Genomic DNA, 26073 nt, shown 5'->3' with positions numbered 1-26073 from the left:
TTCTATTGTACCGAGAACTTTTGAATGATCGTTCGGCCGTTATAGTGTACTTCTGCGGTGTAAAGTCCTGCCGGCAGGTAGCTGATGTCAGCGGTATGAGTTAGTGTTCCCGAGGTGGTCTGTACGGTCTGGGTATATACTTCTGCACCTAATATATTCCGCAAAATGATCTTTGCTTTTTTTGCGAAGCCATTGTAGGTGTGTTTTATCGTTAGCGAGGTAGAAGCAGGATTAGGAAAGACCAGCAGCTCGTTATGTCTGGATGATAAATCGTCAACTCCGAGGCGCCAGTCGTAATAGGCCTCTACCCAATGGCAGGCAATGTTGTTGGCCGGGTCAGGGTCAATAAGCGGGCTATTAGTAGGGCCTGCAGACACCCACACCGTATCGCACCAATACATGGTGTCGGCGGAAGGCAAGCTGGCCCCGAAGGGCATGTAAAAAACAGCGCTTCCTAAATTCGGCACGAATGAGATAGTATCACCGGCGTTCGCAATAAAATGATTGCCCGTGTACTGTGTACCGTTTGCGTAGCTGACAGTCACGGTGTCGAATTTCAATAATGGATCCGGCCCCAGGTTCTTGAAAACGAAAGCGAAGAAATACTCTGTTTTGTTATCGTGGTAGAGGCGGTAGTAAGGACCCATGAGCTGGGTATTGGTGGCGCTGCTGCCAACCTTCATACCAATCATCTGCAGGTTGACCTGCCGCTGGGCTAAAGTGGTGAAATGTGCAGTGAATAAAATAAACAATAGGAAGTACAGGTTTCTCATAATAGTTAGTTTTAGGTAAGGTTGACTAATAGTGAAGATATAAAATGTTTTTCTGTACTGTATGCCGGCAGCCGATAATAAAGCAGCCCTCGTGTGAGGGCTGCTTTGTAGTTATTGTTTTATCACTTTGCTGATCATGCACTGGTTGTCGTAGTGCAGTTCGGCGGTGTACGCGCCGGGTGGCAGGTGGCTAATGTCGATACTATGCATCAATGTGCCGGAGTAATCGCCCACGGTGTGTATGCACTACCTGGCCTATTGTATTGCGCAATAGTATGTATATGTCTTTTGCATTAGTAAAATCAAACCGCACATTCAGTTTGTCGTTAGCAGGGTTGGGGTATAATAGGAAGCCGTCTTTCTCACTATTGATCGTGTTGATGCCAACTGCCCATGCGTAGTTTATTTGTACCGATGTACAAAAGTAGTTGTTAGACATGTCCGGGTCTATTACTGGTGTATTGCCGGAGCCTGCATTGATCCAAAGACTATCGCACCATGGCGCAGTAACAATAAGTGGCGGATTGATGCCGGCGGGTATGGGAAATACTTGCGGACTCGGCGCCGGGGAGACGCCAAATGTGTCGAGTGACGTAGGGAGACCATTGTAGATCTTGTACACCACACCGTAACCTGACTTGAGATAAATGGTGTCTTTGTTTAGTAATGTATCCGGCCCATGATTGACAACGGTCCATTGAATATAATAGGGTGTTTTGCCATCCATGAATATCTTTTGGTTAGGTAATATTGGGGCTTGGTTGGTGAGTGAAGTGCCCAGTTTTGTTGAGATTAATTCATAGTCGGCATAGCGTTGTGCACGCACAGCTGTTATCGACAGAATAAAAAACAGGAGAATAGAGTAGAGTTTTTTTATCATAGATGTTGGTTTGCGGTTAGTGAAAAACGTTTAGGAACAGCCCTCACGGAGGGCTGTTCCTATTGAAAGGATTTGGCTATTGAATACTTAGTTTTTGCACAAAGATGTGTCCATCGTACCGCAGTTCGGCAATGTAGAGGCCTTTAGGCAAATGTCCTACATCGATGCTGTGTGCCTTAGTGCCGGTTTCCAGGAGGCGGTTGTACACCTGCGCGCCTAAGAGGTTGCGCAACACTACTTGCGCCTTCTGCGCACTGCCTCCAAGGTCAAACTCTATTGTGAGTTTGTCGGTGGCGGGGTTAGGGTATAAACGGAGCGCCTGGTTGCCCGCGATGTCATTAATGCCGTTACTCATTTTGATCGCATAAGCCACTATCGGAACGCAGTTGTGATTATTGGCCGGTGGGTCGGTAATAGAGGTAGCCGAAGCAGGTGTAACAGCAAACAAACTATCGCACCAGATCAACGTATCTATGTAGGGAAAGGTTGCATTGGCCGGGGGACTGAATACAAAACTGCCCTGAGGTGGAGCGAGGGTTATTGTATCGCCGGGCGCCAAGGTGATATTAGTGTTTTTAGATAGAGTATTATTCATGGACTTAATGCATAACGTGTCGCCAGGTTGCACAGAATCCGGCCCGAGATTGACGACGTTCCATTCGGTATAGTACTTAAAGGTGTCGTTATACAGCACGGTATCATAAGGGGCAATATCTTGCAGGTGTAACGGGTGGGTGGATGTCCTGGTTGGTAGTAATTGCAGGTCTACGTTCCGTTGCGCACGCGCTGTTGTTATGGCCACAATAAAGAGCAGGAAAAAAGAGTAAAAGTTTCTAATCATAGTCAATATTTTAGGTTGTTAATAAATAAGGTTATATAAAGATATGTCCGAATGTATTTAACCTATAGTTAATGACAATAAAATGGCTTTGTTATGACTTTTGTTATAACGCCATTTCCTGTTGAATATCAACCAGCTGCAAAAAATGTTCATCATGCGAGATGACAATAAGTGTTCCTTTATAATCATTTATCGCCTCGGTTAGTATGTCCACGTTCTGCATGTCCAGGTTGTTGGTGGGTTCATCGAGTATGATCATGTCCGGTTGCTTGGTACCCAGGCTAAGGCAACAAAGCATCAGCCGCATTTTTTCGCCCCCACTCAGGGTGGAGCATGGCTTGTCCCACCATTGCGCCGTGAACAGAAAATGTGTGAGCCTGCTTTTTACTTCGTGTTCTTCGAGGTTCTCGCTGTTGAAGGTCTGAGCCTGTTCGTATACAGTTAGTGAATTATCGACAAGCGAATAATCCTGGTCGATGTACACGTAGCTGAAGTCTGCGAGTTCAACACTTCCCGTTGTTGGCTGCATTTGTCCCAACAGCACCTGCACAAGCGTTGTTTTGCCCGAGCCATTATTGCCTTTGATGGCCAGGCGCTGCCCGCTGGTGATGGTGAGAGATATCGGTGTTTGCCACAATTGCCGATCATTGAAAGCGAGGTTGATGTCTTTGCCCTGCACCAATATCTTGCCTTTGTGCAGCTGCGAGTCATCGAAGCCCAGTTTCATTTTGTCCTTGGCCGGAGCTTGTTTGCGTAGGCTGTTCAGTTCATCCGAAATGCCACTGATCTTGTCTGCATGTACGTCTTTGATGCGCGCTGTGCTCTTCTCCGCGCTGTTGCGCAGGGTGTTCATCATGATGGTAGGCACACCCGATTTCTCTTGTTTGTTTTTGCCACGTGCATCCAGCTTTTGCTGGCGCTCTATAGTTTCGCGCTCTGTCTGTTTGGCTTTGCGTAGTTCTTTCTCTTTGCTCTTTAGCCCGGCGTTGAATGCTTCCTGTTCTATTGCCTTCTGCTCTGCGTAGAACTCGTAGTTGCCGCCATAAGTTGCGATGCCTTGTTTGCTCAGCTCATAAGTATGACTGAGCAGGTTAAGCAGGGTACGATCGTGACTGACCACAACTAAGGTGACGTTAGTAGTAGTGATGTATTCGTACAGCAGTTTTCTTGCTGCAAGATCCAGGTGGTTGGTGGGTTCATCCATTAACACGATCTCTGGTCGGTGTATCTCCATTCCCGCCAGGAAGACTTTTGTTTTCTCTCCACCGCTTAGTGTGTCCAACTTTTTATCGAGTGAGAACCCACTTAGCTGCCAGTGGGCCAATGCTTCTGCACAACGTTCCTCGATAGTCCAATCGTCATCGAGGGTGGTCATGTTGTGTTCGGTAACATTGCCAGCCAGTATCTCGTGCAGGGCTAATAGTTTATTACTTACGCCCAGCGCCTCGGCAATAGTAAGCTGGTTGTACTGCCCAAAATGTTGCGGTACATAATATGGTTTGGTATTGGCGGTAATAGTGCCTTGCAGGGGCAATAGTTGCCCGGCCAGCAGTTGGAGCAGGGTGGATTTGCCGGCACCATTATTGCCTACAAGTGCAGCCTTATCGGTTCTGCCAATACTTAGGTTGAGATCATTAAATAGTATATCCCCATTGGGGTGGGCGTAGCGAACGCCTTGAAGAATAAGCATAATTTCTTTCGGTTAGAAAAGTCAGGAATTGAACTCTTGTGAAATGCGAAAAGAAATTATTGTCTACATCGGCTTATTCGAATATTTGAAATGAATGAGCTGCAAAGATAGGTAAAACCCTGTAACCGGGTTGTTAAAGCTACTCAGCGCTGAGGGGCAACTGGGTAGAGATGCCATCCAGCAAGTCGGTACGCAGGTATAGTTCGTTGTGGCGTTTATGGTCGCGCACCACGCTCAGCACCTGGAAATTGTGCTCTTCTTTGCCCGGTATGATCAACTGCGTATAGATACGGTCTTCGTGCGTATAGGGCAGCGCAGAGAAAAAGAACATTTTCTTTTCGCTGATGGAATCTAGCAGGCATTGCAGGCGGAAATCACCCACTATAAACGGGAACAGGTCGATGATGTTCCTGCCGATGGCATCTGCTTTAGCTATGTTGTATTTGGAGGCTATGGCCTGGTTCCAGATCACGACGTTGAGTTGGGCATCGTAGCCGCTAATGTAGTCAGGAGACTGTTCGATCTTTTGCAGATCAATCTGTTTGTGCATAAAAGAGTTTTTATGCGTTAAAAAGGCGGCCGTGCTATGAAGATACGTATAAATAACAGAGAAACCTCTTTTTGAAGAGTTTTTAATGCACAAAATCGCAAACGGACTGCGGTTATACATATTCCGTATAAGTAATACAGCCTTAACGCCGCTTTAATGCAGGGGTAACACTCAATTGGTCTCTTTGTAAAACCTGAAGCCAATGGCAAAAAGAGAAGTGGATATAGTTGTGTTGTCGGATGTGCACCTGGGCACTTATGGGTGCCGCGCAAAGGAGCTGCTGCAATATTTAAAAAGCATTAAGCCCAAGGCTGTAGTGTTGAATGGAGATATCATTGATATCTGGCAATTCAGCAAGCGCTACTGGCCATCTACCCACATGATGGTGATCAAACACCTGATAGGGCTTATTGCCAAAGAAGTGCCGGTATATTATATACCGGGCAACCACGACGAACTGTTGCGACGTTTCAAAGGACTGCAACTGGGCTCGCTCAAGATCACCAACAAGCTAAGCATGAAGCTGAATGGCGAAAAGGTGTGGATATTTCACGGAGACGTGTTTGACGTGGTGATGCAGCACAGCAAGTGGCTGGCAAAGCTGGGAGCAGTGGGTTACGATACGCTGATCATCATCAATAGTCTGGTGAATTTCTGCAGCGAGAAGATGGGCAGGGGCAAAGTATCGCTATCGAAAAAGATAAAGAATACCGTAAAGAGCGCGGTCAAGTTTGTCAACAAGTTTGAGGCCACCGTGTGTGATATAGCCGTAGATAACCAGTTCAATTACGTAGTGTGCGGCCATATACACCATCCTGAAATAAGAACGGTAGAAACAGAGAAGGGCAACGTTGTATATATGAACTCGGGCGACTGGATAGAAAATCTCACTGCGCTAGAGTATCATGAAAATGCCTGGAGTATATACCGCTACGCCGATGACGCGGTGGCGCAGGCTATAGACATAGATAAGAAGAAGATCAAAGAATCGCCGAAGGAACTGATGGCATCGCTGCTCACCGAACTGAACATGAAGCGCAAGCCGGTGATAGAAGATGGCGGGCTGAAGAATATAGAAGCTGCATAATCACACATACAACTGAAATGAAAATACTCTTTGCAATACAAGGCACCGGCAATGGCCACCTGAGTCGCGCGCGCGATATCTATCCCGAGCTGGCGAAATATGGCGAAGTGGATGTATTGATAAGCGGCATACAGGCCGATGTGGAGCTGCCTTACCCGGTAAAGTATAAGTACTATGGTATGAGTTTCATCTTCGGCAAGAATGGAGGCGTGGATATCTGGGCTACTGCACGTAAGCTGCGCCTGCGTAAGCTGATACGCGATATCAAACAATTGCCTGTAGAAGACTACGATCTCGTCATCAATGATTTTGAACCGGTATCTGCATGGGCCTGCAAGCTGAAAAATAAACCTTGTATTTCGCTGAGCCACCAGTGCGCTGTGCTGAACCCTCATGCACCAATGCCCGAACATGCAGACCTGATGGGCACCTTGGTATTGAAACGTTATGCACCCGTGACAGCAGCTTATGGTTTCCATTTCCAGTCGTACGATAAGAATATTTTTACCCCTGTTATAAGAAGAGAGATAAGAGAGCTGCAACCAACGGATGAAGGACACTACACCGTTTACCTCCCCGCCTATGACGACAACACCTTGTGCGAACACCTGTCGAAGTTTCCTGAAGCTAACTGGCAGGTGTTCTCCAAGCACAACAAGGGCGCTTACACACTGAAGAATGTCCGCATCATGCCGATAGACAATGATGCATTCATCCGGTCTATGGCGAGTAGCACCGGTGTGCTATGCGGTGCTGGTTTTGAAGGACCCGCGGAGGCGCTGCACCTGGGCAAGAAGCTGATGGTAATACCCATGCAAACGCAATATGAGCAGCAATGCAATGCAGCCGCGCTGAAAGAAATGGGGGTGCCCGTTATTAGATCATTGTCGAAGAAATATCATGAAGACATACGCCAGTGGCTGCTGAATAATGAACGCGTACGCGTAAGCTACCCTGATATGACCACGCAGATAGTGCGCAAAGTAGTGGCCACGCACGCCGTGCTCAATGCAACACCTGAAGCTGCGTTTGCCTAACTACTCGTTCTTAGCGTTCAGGTTGATGTTGGCGTAAAAGCCAAGGTCTTTGTTCTTCAGCAGCTTGGTCCAGAAGGCTATCTGGCCGGTGTGGTAAGAATAATGTTCGGTGACGTGAATGATGTTGCCGATGCCTGAATAAGTATACCCCTGCACCGTGCGCACGCGCAGTAATTCCTCAATACTGGCTTCATTGATCACACGCACGGCTTCCAGCACTGTATCTCCCAGTTTGTCTAATAGTTCGCGCTTAGTGAAACCACCAGTGGTCAAAAACTCTGTATCCCGGTCACGGTTATCAGGTTGGTGACCTATGGAAGATATGATGTATTGCGTGATGTTACCGCAAAGGTGCAGAATGAGGTTTCCCACGCTGTTAGACGATTCATTGGGTCGCTGCCATACTTCGTCTTCGCTAAGTTGCCCCAGGCAGGTGACGATGCGCGGTGTATTGCGCTCTATGCGGTAGGTACTGTGTTCTTTAAATTCTTTTAACAGTTCTTCTGTCATAGTGGGAGGTTGTTGTTTAACAAATTTACGCCTTTCATATGTCCGTACTGTATATGCATGGCCACTGTTAGTCTTGATGTTGGCAATAATTTCGTAACTTAAAGCAAACTAGTACGTTATGAAATGGGCATATTATGTACAGCATAAGCTGAAGGCGGCGTTTGTGCTTACCGGTATCATTGTGGTAGTGCTGTTGAATAATTTCCTTGATAGAAGGAACTTTTCGAACCTGGATGAAACCATGGTGTCCATCAATAACGACAGGCTGAAGCCTGCTGCCTATATCTTCGAGATTAGCAGCAACCTGTACCGCAAGCGCCTGCTGCACGACGAGAATAATTTCCACACGCCTGAGCAGCTTAGCGCACTCGCGGTGCAATACAACCGCAACATTGCCCTGCTGATGAAAGATTATGAAACTACTGTGCTAACGACGGAGGAGAAAAAGCAATGGACCGCATTCAGGCAAAACCTGCAAAACTATAACGACCTCGAAGCATCGTGGCTGCGCCTGCACAACGACAACCGCGAAGCCGCAACAGCCATGCATGGAAATATAGACCGGCGCTTTGATGCCACCATGCAAACCCTCGACAAACTAAACCGCATACAAGTGGGCGAGGGGGATAACCTCACCAAGAGCACACATTCTATTGTCAACAGTACTATGGTAATGTCGTATCTCGAGATATCACTGCTCATCATCCTCGGCATATTTGCTTTGGTGATACTGAGTGTGTCAGACAATGCACTGTTCCGCCAGCAGCAAAACCAGGTGTGGAACTAGTTATCGACGCTTGATTCTATAGCGCGGTAGTCTACCAATACGGGCTCGTACTTAGTGTTCACCACCCATTTTCTGTCTTTATCGTTGCGCAGGTAGTCTACGTCAAACAAAGGGCGTTTGTCTACCTTGCTGTAAAAGGCCAGCTTTACATACGAGTTGACGGGTTGTCCGTTTACCATCGCGGGTTGCCATTTGCCCATAGTGCCTATCAGCCAAACCAGCCTCAGGCGGTTTACTTCTTCTGATGTATTGGTGGTGTAGTTGTAGAATTTGTTGGCGCAGGGTATACCGTTTGAGTCTATCGCTATCTGCACTACGATAACGCCTTCTATCAAATCGAGATCTCGGAAGTTGAGTTGCTTTTCGAAATAGCGTTTCATCTTTCCGGTATACACCGCTTTAGTGTCGCCGCATTCCTTGCAGTAATCATACTGCGGGCATTCCGACTCATATTGTATCTTCTCCGGTTTGCGCTGCGCGGATGTGTGCAGACTGAGTGTTAGTAGTAAGAGGGTAAGGAGGTGTTTCATAGAAGGCTAAAATACTGCGCGGACCATGCAATTGCAAGCCATAGTAAATACCGAGGGAGGTTTTTACTTATTTCTGGGTATTGCAGGTTTGACATAGGTAGCAGTATCTTAGGGAGCTAAAAATCATAACAGTTACGAATGAAGAAAATATTACTAAGTACAACGATGCTCGTGGCTGCAAGTGCAGGCTATGCACAGCCTGGAACTCTCGACGCCAGTTTTGGTACCGGTGGTAAAGTAGAAGGTAACTTCGGACAATATTATTATTCCAAGGCCTATGCAACGGCTATACAACCCGATGGAAAAATATTGGTGGCCGGAGAACTGCAATATGCAGGACCGCCTGCTGCAACCTGGGATTTCCTGGTGGCACGTTATAACCCCGATGGTACTTTGGATAATACCTTTAGCGGCGATGGATGGGCGAAGTTCGATTGCAACTCGGGGAAAGATATTGTTTATGCAATGAAGCTGCAGCCAGATGGAAAGATATTGCTGGCGGGCACTTCTATTGTATCATCACAGTGGAACAGTGTAGTGTTCAGGGTCAATGCTGACGGTTCGCAGGACATAGCGTTTGGTACAAATGGCTGGGCTTCCTGGGGCGATGCAGGGGCTTTTAAAGGCGTTGCGCTGTATGCCGATGGCAGAATTGCTGCCGGTGGATCTTCTCAGAACGACGATGCCGGATTTGTCAGGCGTTTTAGTGCCGGCGGCGTACCCGATGGCAATTTTATGCCACTCACCGGCGTGGGGTACAATATCGGGATCAACAATGATCTTAAGAATGCTGTAAACGGCGTGGCCGTACATAACGACGGAAAGGTAACGGTGACCGGTTGGGGCATGAGCCAGGCATCCCAGACGAAATTTGGTTTCCTAAAGGTGAAAGCCGATGGTAGTTATGTGGATAACACATTCTATGGCAGCGGTGTATTTGCTGATAATAGCTATTCAAATCTCGACAGGTTCTATGCAATGACCCTGCAGCCGGATGGGAAAATTTTGGCGGCAGGCATGTCTGGCACGCAATCCGGATTGACTGATTTCGTATTAATGCGTTTTGATGAGAATGGTTACCGGGATAACAGCTTTGGCAACAATGGCGTGGCCCGGGCAATGACTCTTTCGTCGTACAATGTGATCAATGCCATTGCGCTGCAGAACGATGGCCGCGTAGTGGTGGCTGGCGCCACTCCCGGTGGCTCAGGCCTTGATTTTGCGCTATTGCGATTTAATCCTAATGGCAGCCTTGATAACAGCTTTGATGGCGATGGCAAAGCAACGACCTCTAATACGGGCGGCGACGACCTGGCATATGGTGTTGCGATTCAGTCTGACGGTAAAATTGTAGCTGCCGGATTCTCCGGATCTCAGCCTAACTATACACTTGTGCGCTACCTGGGTGGCGATGGCGTAAACGTGAATGAAATAGCTAATAACGCAAGCCTGAAAGTTTATCCTAACCCGGGCAGTGGTTTGTTTGTGATGCAAACGGCTAATGCAGATGTGGCATACACTGTGACGGATATAAATGGCCGTATTGTTTCAACAGGTCTTACAGCAAAAGGACAAACAACCGTAGACCTGACGAAAAATGCTAACGGTATTTACCTGCTGCAAATAGAAAACGAAACAGTGAAGCTGGTGAAGCAGTAAAACATTATAACGTACAAAGAAGATCCCGGGGTGATGCTCCGGGATCTTTTTTATGCCTCAAGTTGGAAACTTGAGTTATTTAATACCACCAGTCGCAGACTGGCGGTAGCGCTAAAAAAAACAATGCTGCCGCAAGTCTGCGACTTGTGGCTATATATCAAGCCAGTTTGAAACTGGCGAATCAATACAATAGATCAATTTTCAATTTGCCCTTGCCGCCCGCATAATCGTGTGCACTGCTGTAGGGATAGTTTTCAGCATCAACAACGTAACCGGCTACAACGGGATTATTATGTATGTAATAGAGTTTCTGCTGAATGACGGGACCGGTGTATAATTCTATCGGGTGGTTGTGTTGTTGCCAGAATTGGTATTGCTCATTGTTACGGTTATATGCCCCGGCGTTGCGGAATATCGACATCATCCATGACTTTCTCGATTCCTGGATGTTTAGGTCTATTTCGCTGATGATCTTTTTGCTGGTGAATTTTTTCAGGTCGCTGATGATGTCGGATAGTTTGTTGTTTTCTGCGCTGGCTATGAAGTGTACATGGTTGGTCATGATGCAGTATGCATGCACTTTGAAGCCTTTATTTTCCTGGCAGTACTGCACGCTTTCCAAAAACAGGTCTTTATAAAGCGGACGGGTAAACACGTCGATCCAGCTTACGATAGTGAAGGTGATAAAATACACACCTTGCTGGTCGTGTATCTTGTAGTTTCTGCTCATAGTGTCCTCAAGTTACAAACTTGGGTTATTTATTGCCACCAGTCGCAGACTGGCGGCAGCGTTCTTGTGGTTTGGAAGAGTGGCGGGAGCGGGTCTTTTTAGGAAGAAACTGTTGCTATTTCTTGCCATCATAAGAAGGCTGCGGTACAGACATTCCGAAAAATGCCCGTTCTTCTTCTTTTGTCAGCCTGATTTTTTTCAACTGGCATACTTTGAAAAAGTCCTGGAGCATTGTCGATAAAGCCCCAAGTCCAGCAGTGCCTGTGCCGCCATGTGCAATAATTTCTGTTGTACCGCCTTCATGCTCAACCCTTAAAAAAGTATGCCCAACGTCTAATACCGGCGCGCCGTATTCGTTAGGTAATGCAGGTAGGTCGATATAGTTGATGAGATCGTGAAGATCGCTAAGCTCAGTTGCGGATAATTTGCGACTGCTTCTCATCATGAAGACATTGTTGTTTTGGAATTCAGCTGTATAGAATGTGATAGTCCCATCGGGTGAAACTGTTGCGCCGGGCAGAGGATTGCTCGCTCCAAATCCACCTTCCTTTGTGTACTCGATCTTGCCTATAGAATGGGTTGCAGGCTTAGCCGAATATTCGGTCAGGTATCCGAATTTGTAAGTTAAGACCGTATCATAGATGCGGGTTCGATTGTTTTCGAGCCAGGTTTTTGCTTCTACTTTAAATCTGATGTCTGCATTTGATGTGTCAATCTGTTTTAGGGTGAAGTTACCGCCCATAGCTTCGAGCAGGTCGTAGTTGTTGCGACCTTTATCTAAAACCACCAAAAATTCATAGCCCTGGATGAGGAGGTCCGTCCGGCCGTTTTTGTCTATGTCGATCTTGAAGAAGCTGTCGGGTTCACTGCCAGTATGGCGAAACAGGTAGTAGGTATCAATGGAAGCGTTTAGTTCCGGATGACTGCCAATAAAAGAGATCACATCATCTTTTGACCTGATCTTGTCTATAGCATTACCCCAACAGGTGTTTGCGCAGAAGAACAGAATGACGAGGATATAGTTTTTCATAGTTGGTTTCCTGAAGGTACAAACTTGGGTTATTTATTGCCACCAGTCGCAGACTGGCGGCGGTTAGGCGCCAGTAGTCGTTATAAAGCGCAGGGCAGTTGAAGCAATAGTGCTATTGGGATATTCGTCCATTGCTTGCTGATAATATTGTTTACACATTTCCAGGTTGCCAAGCTGGCTATAACAAAATGCTATGTTGCACAAATCCATTTCTCTGAATGTGCGACGCGAAGATGTTAGTGCCACATAGCGGTATTTGTCTATCCAGGTATTGCGCGTTAGATGTTTCAAGCTAGCTTCTATATAAGGAATGGCAGCTTCGAAATTTCCCGCAGTTATCAGTTTAAATCCCTTTTTGTGGTCAGCTATTAATACAGCGCGCATAGCTAGTGAAAGACAGTAGAATGCTATGCCGGAAATCATCATGGATATTGGTAGGTCATGAGTGAGCAGCCAGAATATATAGACCAATATTCCGCAAACGGTAAGTTGGGGTGCAAGTGATATCCATGCGAATTCGTTTTTTGCAATTGGAACTTTTGAACTCATAGTATCTAATTTACCTATTATCCACAAACTTCACTTGCTTTCTACTCCCTGTAGGAAATTGCATTTGCAGCATTTCGGCGCTTGAGTGGAAGTGCAGCAGCGGAGATACGCGCAGTTTGCCTTGCAGTATGGGTTTTAGTTTTCGTTCCGCATCATCAACGGGCAGTAGCGTGTGCAGGTGTAGCTTCAGTTCGTCGGTGCCGAGGTCGTTGGTAAAGACCTCTATCACGTACTCCTGCACAAACGGTATCTCGTTCAGTATATCAAAGATGGCAGGAGGATAAATGGTGGTGCCTTTGTATTTGATCATTTGCTGCTTACGGCCCAGCACCGGGCTCAGCCTCCGCGACATGCGCCCGCAGGCACAGGGGCTATCGTAGTAGCAGGCAATATCACCCGTGCGGTAACGTATCAGCGGCATGCCTTCTATGCCCAGTGTAGTAATGGTCACTTCGCCATAGCTAACAGGTGGCATCGCTTTGCCGTGGTCATCCACTATCTCCATGATCACCAGGTCGGGTTGCTCGTGGCCGCCCATGCCGTGTGTGCATTCGGTAAAGGCCGTCTGCATCTCGGTAGATGCGTAGGTATTATAAAACTTGATAGGCCACTGATCGTAGATGCGCTGGCCTAGTGTGTTCAATTCAAAATCTGCCGCACGTATGCTTTCGCCTATGCACACTGCTTTGTGCACTGGTGTATGTTTCAGGTCTATTTGATTTTCCTGCGCATGTTCTATCAGCTTCAGCATGAATGAAGGAACGGCTACGATGCTGTTGCTTTGCAAGCGGTTGATGGTATCCCATTGCATAGAGGGTAACCCCGGTCCTGTACGCACTAGCGCTGCGCCCATTTGGCGTAGGCCAGAGTAGTAAGCCATACCCGCCATGAACTGCCTGTCGAGTGTCAGCATGAGCTGGTAGACATCGGTGGGCTTGCCGTCAGCACAGAGGAAAGACTGGTGTTCGTTATAAGCAAGGCGTTGCAGGTCGTTCTCGGTCAGGGCAATGGTAACTGGTTTGCCGAGCGTACCGCTGGTGGCGGTGTATTCTTTTATTTCATGATCGGGCACGCAGAGAAAATCCCAGTTGTGCTCCTGCATATCCATTTTACTGGTAGTAGGCAGGAACTCCAGGTCGCGTACTGATTTGATATTATCAATATTGATTTTATGTTCGCTGAACAGTTTTTGGTAGAAAGGGGAGCGGTCGCGGGCATACTCCAGCAGCTGCCGCAGGGCCTTTGCCTGGTAGTCGTTTTGCGTGCTCAGCGGCTCGAAAGCCAACCGGGGATGGAAGTTCATGCCCTGTGAAAGTTTAGGCCAAAGTACAAGGAATACACCTATTCACCTATATCAAAAACCAATTTTTCATTTTTCAAATTGCCGCCATATCTTTGCACATGGCTGCAAAATCCAAGTTCTACGGCGAAGGCCTCACATTTGATGATGTGCTCCTTGTGCCTTCCTACTCCGAAGTATTGCCCAACGAGGTAAGTTTAGCTACCCAATTAACAAGAGACATACGCCTGAATGTTCCAATGGCATCCGCTGCAATGGATACCGTTACGGAAGCTAACCTGGCTATTGCGCTGGCCCGCGAAGGCGGTATCGGTATCCTGCACAAGAATATGAGTGTGGAACGCCAGGCAGAGCATGTGCGTAAGGTGAAACGTAGTGAAAGCGGCCTGATCGTTGACCCGATCACCCTGCGTGCTGAAGCTACTGTAGGCGAAGCGCTGAGGGTAATGCGTGAGAACCGCATAGGTGGTATTCCCATTGTAGATGCTAATCATTTATTAGTAGGTATCCTTACCAACCGTGATCTACGCTTTGAGAAGAACCTGAAACGTAAAGTGAGCGAAGTGATGACCCGCGAGAACCTGGTTACTGCATCGGCAGGTACCAGCATGGGCAAGGCAGAAGGTATCCTTGAAGAATACAAGATCGAGAAGCTGCCGATAGTAGATAAGAAGGGCAAACTGATAGGCCTCATTACCTTCCGCGATGTGCAGAACCTGAAGAGCCACCCTATGGCTGCCAAAGACAGCACAGGCCGCCTTCTGGTAGGTGCTGCTATCGGTATCACTAAAGATACTATGGAACGCGCCGAAGCGCTGAAAGCTGCGGGTGTTGACGTACTGGTGCTGGATAGCTCGCACGGTCACTCAAAAGGCGTGCTGGAAGCTATGGCCCGCGTAAAGAAAGCCTTCAAAACTATCCCCATAATAGGTGGTAACGTAGCTACTGCAGAAGGTGCAAAGGCCCTGGCCGATGCAGGTGCTGATGCGGTGAAGGTAGGTGTAGGTCCGGGTTCTATCTGTACCACGCGTATCGTAACAGGTGCAGGCGCTCCACAGCTTACCGCTATTATGGAAGCAGCCAGCGCACTGAAACGCCGCGGCATCCCGGTTATCGCCGATGGTGGTATCCGTTATACAGGCGACATGGTGAAAGCCATCGCTGCAGGTGCATCGTGCATCATGGCGGGTTCTATCTTCGCCGGTACTGAAGAAAGCCCTGGTGAAACTATCATCTACGAAGGCCGTAAATTCAAAGGCTATCGTGGTATGGGCTCTCTGGAAGCTATGCAGGAAGGTTCTAAAGACCGCTACTTCCAGGAAGGCGAAGCTGATGCGAAGAAACTGGTGCCGGAAGGTATCGTTGGCCGTGTACCTTACAAAGGCATGGTGAACGAAGTGATACAACAGTTTGTAGGCGGCTTGCGTGCAGGTATGGGTCTTACAGGTTGTAAAGACATCAAAGCGCTGCAGGACGATGCACAGTTCGTACGCATCACATCTGCTAGTATGGCAGAAAGCCACCCGCACAATATCGTGATCACAAAAGAGGCTCCTAACTATAGCCGTTAACCATATACGTGTAGTGACGTATCAATAAAAAAGCCCCGTAACTACGGGGCTTTTCATTTATATAAAACTCAATCAGCTATTCTTCCGATTCAAAATCGCCGCTTGTTTCCATGCCCTTCACAAGGCTGTACACTACTGGCGCTTGTTTGTAGATACTGGTGTTGTATTTATTGCCCAGCATGATGATGGTGAAGTTCTGCTCTACAAAGCGGTAGAACACGGTATTGTTGCCATGCCACCAGCCGTTGTGATAGATCACGCGCTCTTTGCCGGGATTGTTGATCATACGCCAGCCGAGGCCGTAGTTCTTCTTACCACCTTTCTCGAACGAGTAAGGGGCATAGGCCATATCAATAGTTTCTTTGTTGAGGAGTAAGTGGCTGTAGAAAGATTGATCCCAGCGGTACATGTCTTCTACCGTGCTGTAAATACCTTTGTCACCATCTACGCCGTCGGCAAACATTACCGGGTCGCGTACCCAGTTGGGCCTGTAGCTGATGGTAGCCGTTGCAGGCAAGCCTTTCTCAGCTTCAAACACAAAGGTATTCTTCATACCCAGCGGTTCAAATATGAACTTGCGCATAAAATCAGGATAGCTCATATCTGTAGCTGCTTCTATGATCAGCGCGAGGAAGGCGAAGTTGCTGTTGCTATATTTGAAACGCGCGTCAGGCCTGAACTCGAGTCCCGGTTTGAACTTGATGAAATAGTCGAGCATCTGGTTGTTATTGATCGGCGTTTTCTGGTCTTTCCTATAGGCCGGTATCCATTTATAATAATCTGGTAAGCCTGAGCGGTGACACAGCAGCATCTTTACCGTAATGTTGGGATAAGGGAAGGTAGGCAGGTATTCCTGCACCGGGTGGTTGATGTTGATGAAGTTGTGCTGGTGTAAATAGAGTACTGCCGTGCCCGTAAAAGTTTTAGATACAGAAGCCAGCTGCACTGCGCTGTTAGGCAGCAGTTTCAGGCCAGTTTCACGGTTGGCCATACCAAAATACCTTTCGTACAAAACCTTACCATTTTGACCTACTAACACACTACCATTGAAGCCTGTACTCGCATAGCGACGGAAGAAATTATCCAGCCTTTCAACGATCGCCCTGTATTCAGGTTTAGTAGTATCTGCATACTGCAGCGGTGAGCTGGGCAACACCTTGGTAGGTTCGTCCGGCTCCGGCATTAATGGTTTACCAACAGCAGGTTGCGGGTTGCTGTTGCATGCTATAAATAGCAAGGATAGTAGGAGTGCGGTGGCTATATATGGAAAAAAATACTTGCGCATTGTTCTTAGACTTATCGAGTGTTGCAAAAATAAAATTGCATCTAAGCCAGACTAAAGGGTTAACTCAACTTTAACAAAACTAACCACGTCGTCGATCAATTCATAATAACACTGTGCCAGTTGATAATAGTTGGTTACAAAAATTTCATAAGCTTTTTCAACCGGCGGCATGTGTTGCGCACGCCTGTTGAGTCCGTTCATCGACTTGTTTATTCCCTGCAGTGTGCGGTAATTATACAGCCAGTTATGCTGCTGCATGTAAGGGAAGTATGTAGCAAAACTTTCTGGAAACCATTGGCTGTTTTGTTCCAGTGTTTTATAGGTCTGCTGTGTAAAGTTCAGCAGCTCCTTTTCTGAATTGAAGTGTTTGGCATCATTGGCCAGGTAGTGATCGAACACCGTATCCATTATAGCGCCGGCATACAAACCATAGTCTTCGCGAAACCATAGTTTGCCTCTCAGCGTAGCGGGATGCACATCTGCAAAGCTGTCTATCTTGCGATGCAGCAGTATCCCTTTCTTAATGCCTTCGGGAAATTTATCTAGCGCCAGCTTACCTTTTACATGATCGCCGATCATGTTGCCTGTAAGTATCTCTGCATCTCCAAACGATAGAAATGCATGTCCCAGGTAGTTCATGCGGCTAAAACTACGAAGTTGGAACCAATTTCGCGGGCTGAGGTTGCCTGTCGGTAAGTTCGTGCAGGTTCTGGTTCATCGCTTTTAGCTCGATGAGCATTTTTTCCACATACACCATCTGGTGCACGGTGAGTGCGTATGGGTACTTGAAAGTTGGGGCAGGTACTTTGATCCTTGTCTTGTTGTTGGGATCTATTTTTTGTGCCAGCAGTAGGTTCTTATTGAACCACAGCAGGCATTGGTTGAGCGCCTCTGTATGTGTCTCTGTTGCCTCGCTGGGGTTCTTGCGCGATTCCTGCTCGAGGTTGATATTGTTGAGCTCGCGGGTAAGGCGCACGCTATGTGTGATGAGGTGGTAGTAGATCGCGTAGTTCTTCTTGTGCAGCGTAGGCTCCTGCATAAAACGGTTGAATGAATCGAATGCATTGCTGTTCTTCGATTCGGCATTGCGCTTGTTGCGTGTCCAGTTGGGGTTGCCGTCGTGACTGAAGAAGGTAGCGAGGAAGTAGTGGTAATTACTGTTGATAGCGTTGGCCAGGTGCAGCGGCAGCCATTTCTTATCCCAGTGCGGTAGCAGGGCAAAGCCGGCAATGATGGCCACGGCAGAGCCTGCAATGGTGCAAAGCGTACGTGTCACTAGCAGGTGATCATCGGCTGAGGCCTCGAAGTTGAACATGAGCACCAGGCTGACTGTAACAAAGAATGCTGCAACAGAATAGCGCTTGCGTATATAATACACCATCAGCACCAGGCAGATGAATAGGATGACTTCTTTAAGGTAAAGGCCTGCTGGTATGCGTAGCAATAGACCACCGGCAATACTACCCGTCACAGTACCTAATATGCGCTGGAAGCCTTTCTTGATAGTGGCACCAAAGTACGGCTGCATCACGATCATAGCTGTAAGCGGTATCCAGTAGCCGCGCTCAATTTCGAACCACTGTGCAACGAACAGACCTATGGCTGCACCTGCGCCTGTACGCAGTGCATAGCGTGCCGTAAACGTATTGAGGTTGAACAGCAGCTGCAGATTGCGTATCCAGTGCTTAGGATGCAGCACCAATAAAGTTTTGATGAGCGAGTAAGAACGGAACACCGATTCATCATCGCCCATTTCTTCCAGCCTGCCGATAGAGCTTTCTATCAGGCGCACAGCACGCTCGGTTAGCTGTATCGCCCGGCGTATGGCGATGTTCTGTGCGTTGTCTTCTTCCAAAGGTTCTTCGCGCAGTAGCACGATGAGTTTATTAAGACGCGTGAGGCGCGACGAAAGCAACAACTCTTCTTCAGGCTTTAACGTGATAACATATACCGCCATCCTGTCGAGCGTTTGCTGCAGGGCGTTGAATACTGCGTATAGTTTCAGTCTTACTTCGTTGGGCACGTCGCGGCGGCTTACATTATCCAGCTCATCGCTGATGGCGATGATGTGTGTGCCTACGAGTGCCGTGGCTTTGCGCAGCTGCGCCAGCGGGTAGTCTCTATCGTCGGCTTTGGCCTGGTGGGCCGTAGTGCCGTAAAAGTGCAGCGACTGGTCGATAGCTGCACGTACCACTTGTTCTTTAAGATATATTTTCCTGATAGTGCTGCGGGCCGACATGCCATCCCAGCCTTTGGCCACGGTAACTATCAGCTGTGCGTTCGCTTTCCATATCAATGCAATCGAGCGACGGTAAGGCTCGCGTGCAGGCATGAACATGAGGATGAACAAACCTACCAATGCATTCCATGCTCCGCCTATACACACGAGGTTGAGCCTCGTCACCAGGTCGTGCGCCGATGCTGTGGGGAAGGCATTGGTGAATATGAACATCAGGAATACGGTCACCGAAAGACCTTGTCCGCGGTCGCCCAGGTTGCGGAACAGGCCAGAAAGAAAACCCACGGCCAGCATAGCCAGCGTTCCTATCCATACATTATTGCCCGTGATGCTACCGAGGGCGGCAAATAAGACTGCGAGCACAGCCCCGCCAAATAGCACTCTTGCACCCTGCGAAAACGATCCACGCAGCTCTACCCAGCAAATGGCCTCGGCTGTCAGCGATACCCAACTGGCTTCCACAATATGTCCTGTGGCAAGGCCAAATATCAGTGGAACTGTGGTGGCAATAGCCAGCCGCATTCCCCAGCTGAAAGTGGGTTCAAGAGTTTCCTGTTCTATTAATTTGTGTAGCTGCTCGTATGGATTCGGTAAGCGCATTAATAATTCAGAGCGAGTTGTTTATCTATCAGCACCTGCAATTGTTTTGCAGATATCATGCCCTCGAAGAAGTTTTTGTATTCAGTTTTATTGTTCACTATCAGTGTAGCCGGAATAGAACCTTGCCAGCGGTTGTCGATCTTAGGGATGAAGTAGTTGGCATCGCTTTCGTTCAGCCACATCAACTCGTGCTGTAGCTTGCGCTTTTTTGCAAAGGCAACGAGTTTCTTCGGGTAGTCTTTAGGGAAGTCAACACTCACCAGCAATACCTTCACCGGCTTGTCCTTGTACGCATCAGCCATATGGTCGAACTCGGGCATCTCCTTCATGCAAGGGCCGCACCAGGTGGCGAAGAAGTTCACTATATATAAGGTATCGGCGCTGCTGTAGCGTTTCAACAGGTCATCTACTTTAAACTCAGGTATGTTCTGCGCGCGTGCTGCAGAGGTGATCATTATCAATGACAGTATGCCGAGGAGTTTCTTCATAAAAATCTATTGTAGAGTAAAGTTATTATTCTGGCAATCGTAACAATATATCTTTTATTTAAAACTGTCCTAAAAAATCTATACTTATCGGGCTTTTGCTTTAGGTTTGTTGCTGATTTTCAAAAATTAATATGGATAAAACAGCCTTATTAAAACAAAAAGCCGACCAGGCTATGCTGGGTGGCGGCGCCAAACGTATAGAGGCGCAACATAAAAAAGGCAAACTCACTGCACGTGAGCGTTTAACACTGCTGCTGGACGAAGGTTCGTTTGAAGAGATAGGCATGCTGGTTACTCACCGCAGCCGCGACTTTGGTATGGAGAACGAAGTGTACATGGGCGATGGTGTGGTAACAGGTTACGGAACCATCAATGGCAGGCTGGTATATGTGTTCTCGCAAGACTTTACCGTGTTTGGTGGTAGCTTGTCTGAAACACACGCTGAAAAGATTTGCAAGATCATGGACCTGGCGATGCAAAATGGCGCGCCGGTGATAGGGCTGAACGATAGCGGTGGTGCACGTATACAAGAAGGCGTGGTATCGCTGGGTGGTTATGCCGATATATTTTACCGCAACGTAAAAGCATCTGGTGTGGTGCCGCAGATATCTGCCATCATGGGCCCGTGTGCCGGTGGTGCAGTGTATTCTCCTGCCATTACAGATTTTATCATGATGGTGGAGAACACGTCTTATATGTTCGTTACCGGACCAAACGTGGTGAAGACCGTAACGCATGAAACCGTAACCAGCGAAGAACTGGGTGGTGCGCATACACACGCATCAAAATCGGGCGTGACGCATTTTGCGCTGGCTAATGAAGTAGAATGTATCGAACGCATCAAGCAACTGCTGAGCTATATGCCGCAGAACTGCGAAGAAGACGCTCCTGTATATCCTTACGAACTGGCTGATGAAACAAGGGCGAAGCTGGATAGCGTCATCCCGGAAAATCCTAACCAGCCTTATGATATCAAGGAAGTGATAGAAGAAGTAGTAGATGCTGATTCTTTCCTGGAAGTGCATAAAGAATATGCTGAGAATATTGTGGTAGGCTTTGCACGCATAGCCGGCCGCAGCATAGGTATCGTGGCCAACCAGCCAGCAAGTCTTGCAGGTGTACTCGATATCAACTCGAGCAAGAAGGGCGCACGTTTTGTACGCTTCTGCGATGCGTTCAATATTCCGTTGTTAGTGCTGGTAGATGTACCGGGCTTCCTGCCGGGTACCGACCAGGAGTGGCACGGTATCATCACCAATGGTGCGAAGCTGCTGTACGCGCTCAGCGAAGCAACCGTTCCAAAGATCACGGTTATTACCCGTAAAGCTTATGGCGGCGCGTACGACGTGATGAACTCTAAACACATCGGTGCTGACCTGAACTATGCATGGCCTACAGCGGAGATCGCGGTAATGGGTGCCAAGGGGGCTGCGGAGATCATCTTCAAAAAAGAGATCAAAGAAGCGACTGACCACGAAGCCAAGTGGAAAGAGAAAGAGCTGGAATACACAGATAAATTCGCTAATCCATACGGTGCTGCCGCACGTGGTTTTATAGATGAAGTGATCCTGCCGTCGCAAACGCGCAGCAAACTTATTAAAGCCTTTAAGATGCTGGAGCATAAAGTGGTGAACCTACCTAAGCGCAAGCATGGCAACATACCGCTGTAAGCAACAATTGAACTTTATATAACGAAGTACGGCCCTGCGCCGTACTTTTGTTTTTAGGTGAAGAAAGTTGCCGATACATTCCTGAGCTGGATACTGTACACCAGCTTTTTTGCGGGCTGCTGTGCGGTAGCGATGTGCATGGCTACCGAAAGGCTGATACTCGGGGAGGTGCCTTCACTATTTAGCGCACTGCACGTCCTGGTATTTGGCAGCACGCTGATGGTGTACAACGTGCACTACATCGTTAAACGTTCCACTCCCGCCTTGTCTGATCGTTTTGCCTGGTCGCAGTTCCATATGTTGTGGCACCGGGTCATGTTCAGCATTGGATTCTTAGGTTGTTTCGTCAGTATCTTCTTTGTGAACTGGCAGATACTGGTGGGCTGTGGTGTGCTTGCTTTTCTCTCGTTTGCGTATTCGCTGCCGTTGCTGCCGTTTAAAGACAAGCGCAGGATACGTGAATTTGGCTGGGTGAAGATAACCGTGCTGACCCTTGTATGGACCATTGTGACCAGCGTGCTGCCCATGCTTTACTGGGAGGTGCCGTTGACCGGTTACCCGTTCGAGATAGTGATACGCTTCGTGTTCATGTTCACGCTTTGTGTGGCATTTGATATCCGTGATATGCAAACCGACCTCGAGTCGGGGATAGCAACACTGCCTAACCTGATAGGGGTAAAGAACAGCTACCACCTTATGGATGCGACTCTGCTATTGTTCGTACTGCTGTGCGTGTTTCAATATGTGCATTATCCCATTCCCTCGCGTTTGGCCGGCGAAGTGGCCGCCGCTATTGCCACCAAGTATGTCATCCATTACTCAAAGACCCATCCTTCCGACAGGGTCTATCTCGGACTCGTAGATGGGATGATGCTGCTATACGGTGTATTACTGCTACTGAATTAAATAGAAACGCCACCGCTCTGCGGTGGCGTTGTGGTTGTTTCATTTACCCTATGTGCCCAAGTATTTCTAGTATTTTATCAGCGGCGTCGTGTGTGTCATTCCCTCGTTGTTGCGGATCTGGATATGGTAAAAACCCGGTGCCCAGTCAGAAGTATTGTATTCAAAAGGTATGGTGTTGGATGAATATACTTCTGTGAACAGTTTGCGTCCGCTCATATCGAAAGCAGTGATGGTGTACTGCGATGTTGGCGCATTCTTCAGTTCTATCTTCAGGCGATCGCCGCCTACCAGCGGGTTGGGCCATATCTTCACATTAGGCGTCGTCTGCAGATCCTCAACCGAAGTTACATTTGTAAACTGTTTCTGAAACGGCGCACTGACCTGGTCGCCTGTTTGCATCGTATTGTTGTCTACGGCATTTACGATACCCCAGAACCTTACGGCGCCTTTATTGCTGCCCAAAGGAGGTGCTGCCCAGTCAAAATTTACATTCAACAGCCCGGTTGAAGAGAGGATCTTACCGGTGTGTTCTACCACTTTAATTGTGTCAGGGGCAATCGTAGGTTTGGTTGAGCGTACCGCAGTTTGTGCGGCAGTCGCTATGAGCGTTCCGGCATTGCCCTGGTTGGCTTCATAAATAGCACATGCCTGAAAGCCAAAGTAGTCCATCGCAGTGTTGGTGCCCTCCAGTGTTACGGTATAGGTGTGACCTTCTACATAGCCGAATCCCGTAACGTCCCATCCATTGGTTTTATCCACTATCTTTTTGAAGCTGCCAACTGTTGAGGTATTACTGGTGTGACAACCCGGCGCTGCGCAGGTAGCAGTAAAAGCCCCGGTCCTGTTGCCGTCTGAAGGAGGGTTAGAAGCCGCAGGGCCAGCATTGTTGCTCAATAAGGCTAGAGAAAGCATTCCTGCCGTAACAGAAAAGAGTAGAATTTTTTTCTTCATAGAGGACGCTTTAAGATTTAAATGATAATGATTCGTTAAGTAAGATAACACACATTAGTATTAATTGCAAATTATTTTTTTATATCATAAAAGCAGGGATTTATGAAATGTGTATGTTATTGGTAATAAAAAAGCCCCGCATTGCGGGGCTTTAAATCTTTATGTGTAGCGATTAGTACTTGATCACCGGGATCATCTTCTGCGCACCGTCCTTGCTCAGCTGTACATGATACAGACCTGCGGGCCAGCTGGCAGTGTTAATGCTTATCTCTGCTTTGCTGCTTGTAACTGATGCTGACTGCTCAGTTAGCTTACGGCCAGACAGATCAAATGCTGATACAGTGTAGTCGCCTGTGCTTGCATCTTCCAAAGTCAGGTGCAGCATATCGCTGTGCAGCGGGTTAGGGTAGGCATTAACGGAAACATTTTGCGCCAGCTCAGCTACTGAAGTATTGTTCTCAGCAAAAGTAGCCGTGAATGGCAGGCTTGGAACGTCGCCACCTGTGTTGCCATTGCCGTTCACCGAGTTGGCAGCTATGTAAAAGGTAACAGTGCCGGCATCTGCTGCTGGTGATACCCAGGTGAAGTGTGTAATGCTACCTGAAATACGGTTAGTGTGTTCCACTACTTTTTTAGTGCCCACGGTTGCTACGTGTTGTCCTGTGCCTGCTGTTAGTGCACCCACGCTGGCGCCGCTGCTGTTAGCTACCTCGGCCTGGAAACCGAAATTTGAGAATGCCGTATTAGAAACTGTAAGCTCTACATCGTACGTGCGCAGTGGTTTGTACTTGTTATCGGTCACCACCTGGCTGGTGCCTACATCGGTGAGTTTGATCGATACTGCAGTGCTTGCAGAGGCTGTGCCGTGGCAGCTGGCTTCTGCACAGGTTTTGCCATTGCTGCCCGTGCGCAGGCCTTGCGAGCCCAGGGCACTGGCGGGACCAGAGTTATAGCTCGACAGCGTGATCGCTGCCAAGGCTGAAGAAAGAGAAAAAAGTAAAAGTTTTTGCTTCATAAAAGTTGGATGTTTAAATGGACGAAAATTGAATTTAAGAGAATATTATTTAAGCACGCAAGTAATTTTTTTGCAACATAATGAAAACCTTGATGTTAAAACAGGACAGTTTAGCCGTTTAAGGGTACAAATTGCTGCCTATCTTTGCGGCCATTATGGGGCACAAGAAATTAATCAGGTTCAACGCTATCAATAACTTCAGCAACGTGCTGCAGAAACCCGAGGGAATGAAGGGTAAATGGCATGAGCATTTCAAGAACAATAACCCCATAACGCTGGAGCTGGCATGTGGTAAAGGAGAGTATAGCGTAAACCTGGGCCGCGAGCACAAAGACCGCAACTTCATTGGCGTAGATATAAAAGGCAACCGTATCTACAACGGTGCCAAAATAGCATTGACAGAAGGGCTGACGAACGTAGGTTTCCTTCGTATACATATAGGCCAGATAGACCAGCAATTCGCTCCGGGCGAAGTTGATGAGATCTGGATCATCTTCCCTGATCCCTTCCTGCGCGAGTCGCGCTCGAAGAACAGGCTGACGCATGCGCGCTTCCTGAACCTGTACCAGCAGATCATGAAGCCGGGCGGCCGTGTTAATTTAAAAACGGACTCGAAAGAGCTGTACGATTTTACACTCGAGTCGATAGCTGAGAATAACTGCACCATACACGAGAACCTGGTAGACATTTACGGCACAGGTAAGGCTGTGGGTCCGCTGGCTATTCAAACCTTTTACGAGAAGATGCACCTGGCAGAAGGGCGCACTATCTATTTCATTTCCTTCTCGCTGCCCGCAGAGCCCATCAGTATCCCGAAACGATTTGAGAAGGATGAACCAGCTGAAGGAGGGGATTGATTATTACATACTGCCTGACGGCAGGCTGGTGTTCACTGCAAAATATCTAAGCGACCGCGGTTTCTGTTGCGGCAACGGCTGCATGCATTGCCCTTATGAGTATATTCGGGTACGCGAACCACTGCGTACACAATTGCTGCTGAAACGACAACGCAATGAAGAAACAGGCGACCAACCAGGATGATATTTACGATGCAATTTTTGATGTAGTACGTGCGGTGCCCAAAGGCAGAGTAACTACATACGGTGCAGTAGCCGCTGCTATAGGTATGAAAAGCGGCGCCCGTGTGGTTGGGTATGCCATGAACTCTTGTGGCGGAGTAAAACCCAAAGTGCCTGCCCACCGCGTAGTGAACCGAAACGGAATGCTGAGCGGAAAACATCATTTCAGTCCGCCAGAGCTGATGCAGCAACTATTGGAAAAAGAGGGTATTAAAGTTGAGGAAGACAAAGTATTAGACTTCGACAAACGTTTCTGGGACCCTGTTAAAGAACTGTTAGGGTAGGGCTGGGAACAGTTTTTATACTTCTAGCTTGG

28 protein-coding genes are annotated in these 26073 nt (G+C 47.9%); 10 read left to right on the top strand and 18 right to left on the bottom strand.

Annotated features, from left to right (window positions below; all coding sequences use genetic code 11):
* Positions 1-2 precede the first annotated feature (2 nt).
* The 6 genes from P2W83_RS18495 to P2W83_RS18470 form a co-directional block, all read right to left on the bottom strand.
* Positions 3-773 carry a T9SS type A sorting domain-containing protein gene (locus P2W83_RS18495; RefSeq protein WP_276135266.1) on the bottom strand — a complete coding sequence of 257 codons (771 nt, stop codon included), beginning with the start codon at positions 771-773 and terminating at the stop codon, positions 3-5.
* Positions 774-884: 111 nt separating this feature from the next.
* Entirely contained in the window at positions 885-983 is a 99-nt protein-coding gene (locus P2W83_RS18490; protein ID WP_276135265.1) for a T9SS type A sorting domain-containing protein, read from the bottom strand.
* Positions 976-1653 carry a T9SS type A sorting domain-containing protein gene (locus tag P2W83_RS18485; RefSeq protein ID WP_276135264.1) on the bottom strand — a complete coding sequence of 226 codons (678 nt, stop codon included), beginning with the start codon at positions 1651-1653 and terminating at the stop codon, positions 976-978. The genes P2W83_RS18490 and P2W83_RS18485 overlap by 8 nt, the downstream gene beginning before the upstream one ends.
* Before the next feature lie 76 nt (positions 1654-1729).
* On the bottom strand, positions 1730-2494 hold the full coding sequence (locus P2W83_RS18480) for a T9SS type A sorting domain-containing protein (RefSeq protein ID WP_276135263.1): 765 nt from the start codon (positions 2492-2494) through the stop codon (positions 1730-1732).
* Positions 2495-2597: 103 nt separating this feature from the next.
* Positions 2598-4184: an ABC-F family ATP-binding cassette domain-containing protein gene (locus P2W83_RS18475; RefSeq protein ID WP_276135262.1), complete on the bottom strand. Its 1587-nt coding sequence runs from the start codon at positions 4182-4184 to the stop codon at positions 2598-2600.
* A 139-nt stretch (positions 4185-4323) separates the two neighbouring features.
* A complete protein-coding gene (locus P2W83_RS18470; protein ID WP_276135261.1) occupies positions 4324-4734 on the bottom strand; it encodes a PAS domain-containing protein in 411 nt (136 codons plus the stop codon).
* A gap of 202 nt (positions 4735-4936) precedes the next feature.
* Between P2W83_RS18470 and P2W83_RS18465 the strand changes: the two genes are divergently transcribed.
* Both P2W83_RS18465 and P2W83_RS18460 read left to right on the top strand, forming a co-directional pair.
* The gene (locus P2W83_RS18465) at positions 4937-5821 is read left to right on the top strand and encodes a UDP-2,3-diacylglucosamine diphosphatase (protein WP_276135260.1); all 885 of its coding nucleotides are present in this window, start codon (positions 4937-4939) and stop codon (positions 5819-5821) included.
* A gap of 17 nt (positions 5822-5838) precedes the next feature.
* Entirely contained in the window at positions 5839-6858 is a 1020-nt protein-coding gene (locus P2W83_RS18460) for a glycosyltransferase family protein (RefSeq protein WP_276135259.1), read from the top strand.
* Here the strand turns inward: P2W83_RS18460 and P2W83_RS18455 are convergent, their stop codons facing one another.
* Entirely contained in the window at positions 6859-7368 is a 510-nt protein-coding gene (locus tag P2W83_RS18455; RefSeq protein ID WP_276135258.1) for a DinB family protein, read from the bottom strand.
* A 118-nt stretch (positions 7369-7486) separates the two neighbouring features.
* On the opposite strand from P2W83_RS18455, the gene P2W83_RS18450 reads away from it, so the two are divergent.
* Positions 7487-8155 carry an MCP four helix bundle domain-containing protein gene (locus tag P2W83_RS18450; RefSeq protein ID WP_276135257.1) on the top strand — a complete coding sequence of 223 codons (669 nt, stop codon included), beginning with the start codon at positions 7487-7489 and terminating at the stop codon, positions 8153-8155.
* Here the strand turns inward: P2W83_RS18450 and P2W83_RS18445 are convergent.
* Complete coding sequence (locus tag P2W83_RS18445) at positions 8152-8685, bottom strand: hypothetical protein (protein ID WP_276135256.1); 534 nt, start codon at positions 8683-8685, stop codon at positions 8152-8154. The genes P2W83_RS18450 and P2W83_RS18445 overlap by 4 nt on opposite strands.
* 138 nt (positions 8686-8823) lie before the next feature.
* Here P2W83_RS18445 and P2W83_RS18440 point away from each other — a divergent pair, with 138 nt between their 5' ends.
* Positions 8824-10344: a T9SS type A sorting domain-containing protein gene (locus tag P2W83_RS18440; RefSeq protein WP_276135255.1), complete on the top strand. Its 1521-nt coding sequence runs from the start codon at positions 8824-8826 to the stop codon at positions 10342-10344.
* Between the two features lie 181 nt (positions 10345-10525).
* Here P2W83_RS18440 and P2W83_RS18435 read toward each other — a convergent pair whose 3' ends face one another.
* From P2W83_RS18435 to flxY, 4 genes are all read right to left on the bottom strand, one after another.
* Entirely contained in the window at positions 10526-11074 is a 549-nt protein-coding gene (locus tag P2W83_RS18435; RefSeq protein ID WP_276135254.1) for an REP-associated tyrosine transposase, read from the bottom strand.
* Positions 11075-11189: 115 nt separating this feature from the next.
* A complete protein-coding gene (locus P2W83_RS18430; RefSeq protein WP_276135253.1) occupies positions 11190-12104 on the bottom strand; it encodes a DUF6438 domain-containing protein in 915 nt (304 codons plus the stop codon).
* A gap of 63 nt (positions 12105-12167) precedes the next feature.
* Positions 12168-12653: a tetratricopeptide repeat protein gene (locus P2W83_RS18425; protein ID WP_276135252.1), complete on the bottom strand. Its 486-nt coding sequence runs from the start codon at positions 12651-12653 to the stop codon at positions 12168-12170.
* Between the two features lie 10 nt (positions 12654-12663).
* Positions 12664-13956, bottom strand: coding sequence for a flexirubin biosynthesis putative acyl-CoA ligase FlxY (gene flxY, locus P2W83_RS18420; protein WP_276135251.1), 1293 nt, complete (start codon positions 13954-13956; stop codon positions 12664-12666).
* A 98-nt stretch (positions 13957-14054) separates the two neighbouring features.
* Between flxY and guaB the strand changes: the two genes are divergently transcribed.
* On the top strand, positions 14055-15524 hold the full coding sequence (gene guaB / locus P2W83_RS18415) for an IMP dehydrogenase (RefSeq protein ID WP_276135250.1): 1470 nt from the start codon (positions 14055-14057) through the stop codon (positions 15522-15524).
* Positions 15525-15600: 76 nt separating this feature from the next.
* Here guaB and P2W83_RS18410 read toward each other — a convergent pair whose 3' ends face one another.
* From P2W83_RS18410 to P2W83_RS18395, 4 genes are read right to left on the bottom strand one after another with little or no spacing between them, the layout of a single operon-like run.
* Positions 15601-16809 carry a serine hydrolase domain-containing protein gene (locus P2W83_RS18410; protein WP_276135249.1) on the bottom strand — a complete coding sequence of 403 codons (1209 nt, stop codon included), beginning with the start codon at positions 16807-16809 and terminating at the stop codon, positions 15601-15603.
* Between the two features lie 51 nt (positions 16810-16860).
* The gene (locus tag P2W83_RS18405) at positions 16861-17448 is read right to left on the bottom strand and encodes an acyl carrier protein phosphodiesterase (protein ID WP_276135248.1); all 588 of its coding nucleotides are present in this window, start codon (positions 17446-17448) and stop codon (positions 16861-16863) included.
* Between the two features lie 10 nt (positions 17449-17458).
* Entirely contained in the window at positions 17459-19648 is a 2190-nt protein-coding gene (locus tag P2W83_RS18400; RefSeq protein ID WP_276135247.1) for an FUSC family protein, read from the bottom strand.
* Positions 19648-20136, bottom strand: coding sequence for a TlpA family protein disulfide reductase (locus P2W83_RS18395; RefSeq protein ID WP_276135246.1), 489 nt, complete (start codon positions 20134-20136; stop codon positions 19648-19650). Before P2W83_RS18395 ends, P2W83_RS18400 begins: the two co-directional genes overlap by 1 nt.
* A 131-nt stretch (positions 20137-20267) precedes the next feature.
* On the opposite strand from P2W83_RS18395, the gene P2W83_RS18390 reads away from it, so the two are divergent.
* Positions 20268-21806: an acyl-CoA carboxylase subunit beta gene (locus P2W83_RS18390; RefSeq protein ID WP_276135245.1), complete on the top strand. Its 1539-nt coding sequence runs from the start codon at positions 20268-20270 to the stop codon at positions 21804-21806.
* A gap of 57 nt (positions 21807-21863) precedes the next feature.
* A complete protein-coding gene (locus tag P2W83_RS18385) occupies positions 21864-22712 on the top strand; it encodes a UbiA family prenyltransferase (RefSeq protein ID WP_276135244.1) in 849 nt (282 codons plus the stop codon).
* Between the two features lie 66 nt (positions 22713-22778).
* Here P2W83_RS18385 and P2W83_RS18380 read toward each other — a convergent pair whose 3' ends face one another.
* On the bottom strand, positions 22779-23663 hold the full coding sequence (locus P2W83_RS18380; protein ID WP_276135243.1) for a choice-of-anchor V domain-containing protein: 885 nt from the start codon (positions 23661-23663) through the stop codon (positions 22779-22781).
* Between the two features lie 172 nt (positions 23664-23835).
* Positions 23836-24678, bottom strand: coding sequence for a choice-of-anchor V domain-containing protein (locus tag P2W83_RS18375; RefSeq protein WP_276135242.1), 843 nt, complete (start codon positions 24676-24678; stop codon positions 23836-23838).
* Positions 24679-24833: 155 nt separating this feature from the next.
* Between P2W83_RS18375 and trmB the strand changes: the two genes are divergently transcribed.
* Genes trmB through P2W83_RS18360 form a run of 3 tightly spaced genes read left to right on the top strand, consistent with a single transcriptional unit; the run spans position 24834 to position 26041 of the window.
* Positions 24834-25535, top strand: coding sequence for a tRNA (guanosine(46)-N7)-methyltransferase TrmB (gene trmB / locus P2W83_RS18370; RefSeq protein WP_276135241.1), 702 nt, complete (start codon positions 24834-24836; stop codon positions 25533-25535).
* A complete protein-coding gene (locus tag P2W83_RS18365) occupies positions 25510-25719 on the top strand; it encodes a C1orf53 family protein (RefSeq protein WP_276135240.1) in 210 nt (69 codons plus the stop codon). The genes trmB and P2W83_RS18365 overlap by 26 nt, the downstream gene beginning before the upstream one ends.
* Complete coding sequence (locus P2W83_RS18360; RefSeq protein ID WP_276135239.1) at positions 25691-26041, top strand: MGMT family protein; 351 nt, start codon at positions 25691-25693, stop codon at positions 26039-26041. The genes P2W83_RS18365 and P2W83_RS18360 overlap by 29 nt, the downstream gene beginning before the upstream one ends.
* Positions 26042-26073: the final 32 nt, after the last annotated feature.

Origin of the sequence: Polluticoccus soli, from assembly GCF_029269745.1 — a bacterium.
GTDB classification, from domain to species: Bacteria; Bacteroidota; Bacteroidia; order Chitinophagales; family Chitinophagaceae; genus Polluticoccus; species Polluticoccus soli.
The sequence above is the reverse complement of the archived record's forward strand: the minus strand, read 5'-3'. Positions and strand labels throughout refer to the sequence as shown.

Bases quoted from the DNA above. Each gene is read 5' to 3' on its own strand.
- P2W83_RS18425 (WP_276135252.1), bottom strand. From the start codon at position 12,653: ATGAGTTCAAAAGTTCCAATTGCAAAAAACGAATTCGCATGGATATCA.
- guaB (WP_276135250.1), top strand. From the start codon at position 14,055: ATGGCTGCAAAATCCAAGTTCTACGGCGAAGGCCTCACATTTGATGAT.
- P2W83_RS18380 (WP_276135243.1), bottom strand. From the start codon at position 23,663: ATGAAGAAAAAAATTCTACTCTTTTCTGTTACGGCAGGAATGCTTTCT.
- P2W83_RS18480 (WP_276135263.1), bottom strand. From the start codon at position 2,494: ATGATTAGAAACTTTTACTCTTTTTTCCTGCTCTTTATTGTGGCCATA.
- P2W83_RS18475 (WP_276135262.1), bottom strand. From the start codon at position 4,184: ATGCTTATTCTTCAAGGCGTTCGCTACGCCCACCCCAATGGGGATATA.
- P2W83_RS18365 (WP_276135240.1), top strand. From the start codon at position 25,510: ATGAACCAGCTGAAGGAGGGGATTGATTATTACATACTGCCTGACGGC.
- P2W83_RS18400 (WP_276135247.1), bottom strand. From the start codon at position 19,648: ATGCGCTTACCGAATCCATACGAGCAGCTACACAAATTAATAGAACAG.
- P2W83_RS18360 (WP_276135239.1), top strand. From the start codon at position 25,691: ATGAAGAAACAGGCGACCAACCAGGATGATATTTACGATGCAATTTTT.
- flxY (WP_276135251.1), bottom strand. From the start codon at position 13,956: ATGAACTTCCATCCCCGGTTGGCTTTCGAGCCGCTGAGCACGCAAAAC.
- P2W83_RS18455 (WP_276135258.1), bottom strand. From the start codon at position 7,368: ATGACAGAAGAACTGTTAAAAGAATTTAAAGAACACAGTACCTACCGC.
- trmB (WP_276135241.1), top strand. From the start codon at position 24,834: ATGGGGCACAAGAAATTAATCAGGTTCAACGCTATCAATAACTTCAGC.
- P2W83_RS18490 (WP_276135265.1), bottom strand. From the start codon at position 983: ATGCATAGTATCGACATTAGCCACCTGCCACCCGGCGCGTACACCGCC.
- P2W83_RS18395 (WP_276135246.1), bottom strand. From the start codon at position 20,136: ATGAAGAAACTCCTCGGCATACTGTCATTGATAATGATCACCTCTGCA.
- P2W83_RS18485 (WP_276135264.1), bottom strand. From the start codon at position 1,653: ATGATAAAAAAACTCTACTCTATTCTCCTGTTTTTTATTCTGTCGATA.
- P2W83_RS18470 (WP_276135261.1), bottom strand. From the start codon at position 4,734: ATGCACAAACAGATTGATCTGCAAAAGATCGAACAGTCTCCTGACTAC.
- P2W83_RS18495 (WP_276135266.1), bottom strand. From the start codon at position 773: ATGAGAAACCTGTACTTCCTATTGTTTATTTTATTCACTGCACATTTC.
- P2W83_RS18450 (WP_276135257.1), top strand. From the start codon at position 7,487: ATGAAATGGGCATATTATGTACAGCATAAGCTGAAGGCGGCGTTTGTG.
- P2W83_RS18430 (WP_276135253.1), bottom strand. From the start codon at position 12,104: ATGAAAAACTATATCCTCGTCATTCTGTTCTTCTGCGCAAACACCTGT.
- P2W83_RS18390 (WP_276135245.1), top strand. From the start codon at position 20,268: ATGGATAAAACAGCCTTATTAAAACAAAAAGCCGACCAGGCTATGCTG.
- P2W83_RS18440 (WP_276135255.1), top strand. From the start codon at position 8,824: ATGAAGAAAATATTACTAAGTACAACGATGCTCGTGGCTGCAAGTGCA.
- P2W83_RS18465 (WP_276135260.1), top strand. From the start codon at position 4,937: ATGGCAAAAAGAGAAGTGGATATAGTTGTGTTGTCGGATGTGCACCTG.
- P2W83_RS18410 (WP_276135249.1), bottom strand. From the start codon at position 16,809: ATGCGCAAGTATTTTTTTCCATATATAGCCACCGCACTCCTACTATCC.
- P2W83_RS18460 (WP_276135259.1), top strand. From the start codon at position 5,839: ATGAAAATACTCTTTGCAATACAAGGCACCGGCAATGGCCACCTGAGT.
- P2W83_RS18375 (WP_276135242.1), bottom strand. From the start codon at position 24,678: ATGAAGCAAAAACTTTTACTTTTTTCTCTTTCTTCAGCCTTGGCAGCG.
- P2W83_RS18435 (WP_276135254.1), bottom strand. From the start codon at position 11,074: ATGAGCAGAAACTACAAGATACACGACCAGCAAGGTGTGTATTTTATC.
- P2W83_RS18445 (WP_276135256.1), bottom strand. From the start codon at position 8,685: ATGAAACACCTCCTTACCCTCTTACTACTAACACTCAGTCTGCACACA.
- P2W83_RS18405 (WP_276135248.1), bottom strand. From the start codon at position 17,448: ATGAACTACCTGGGACATGCATTTCTATCGTTTGGAGATGCAGAGATA.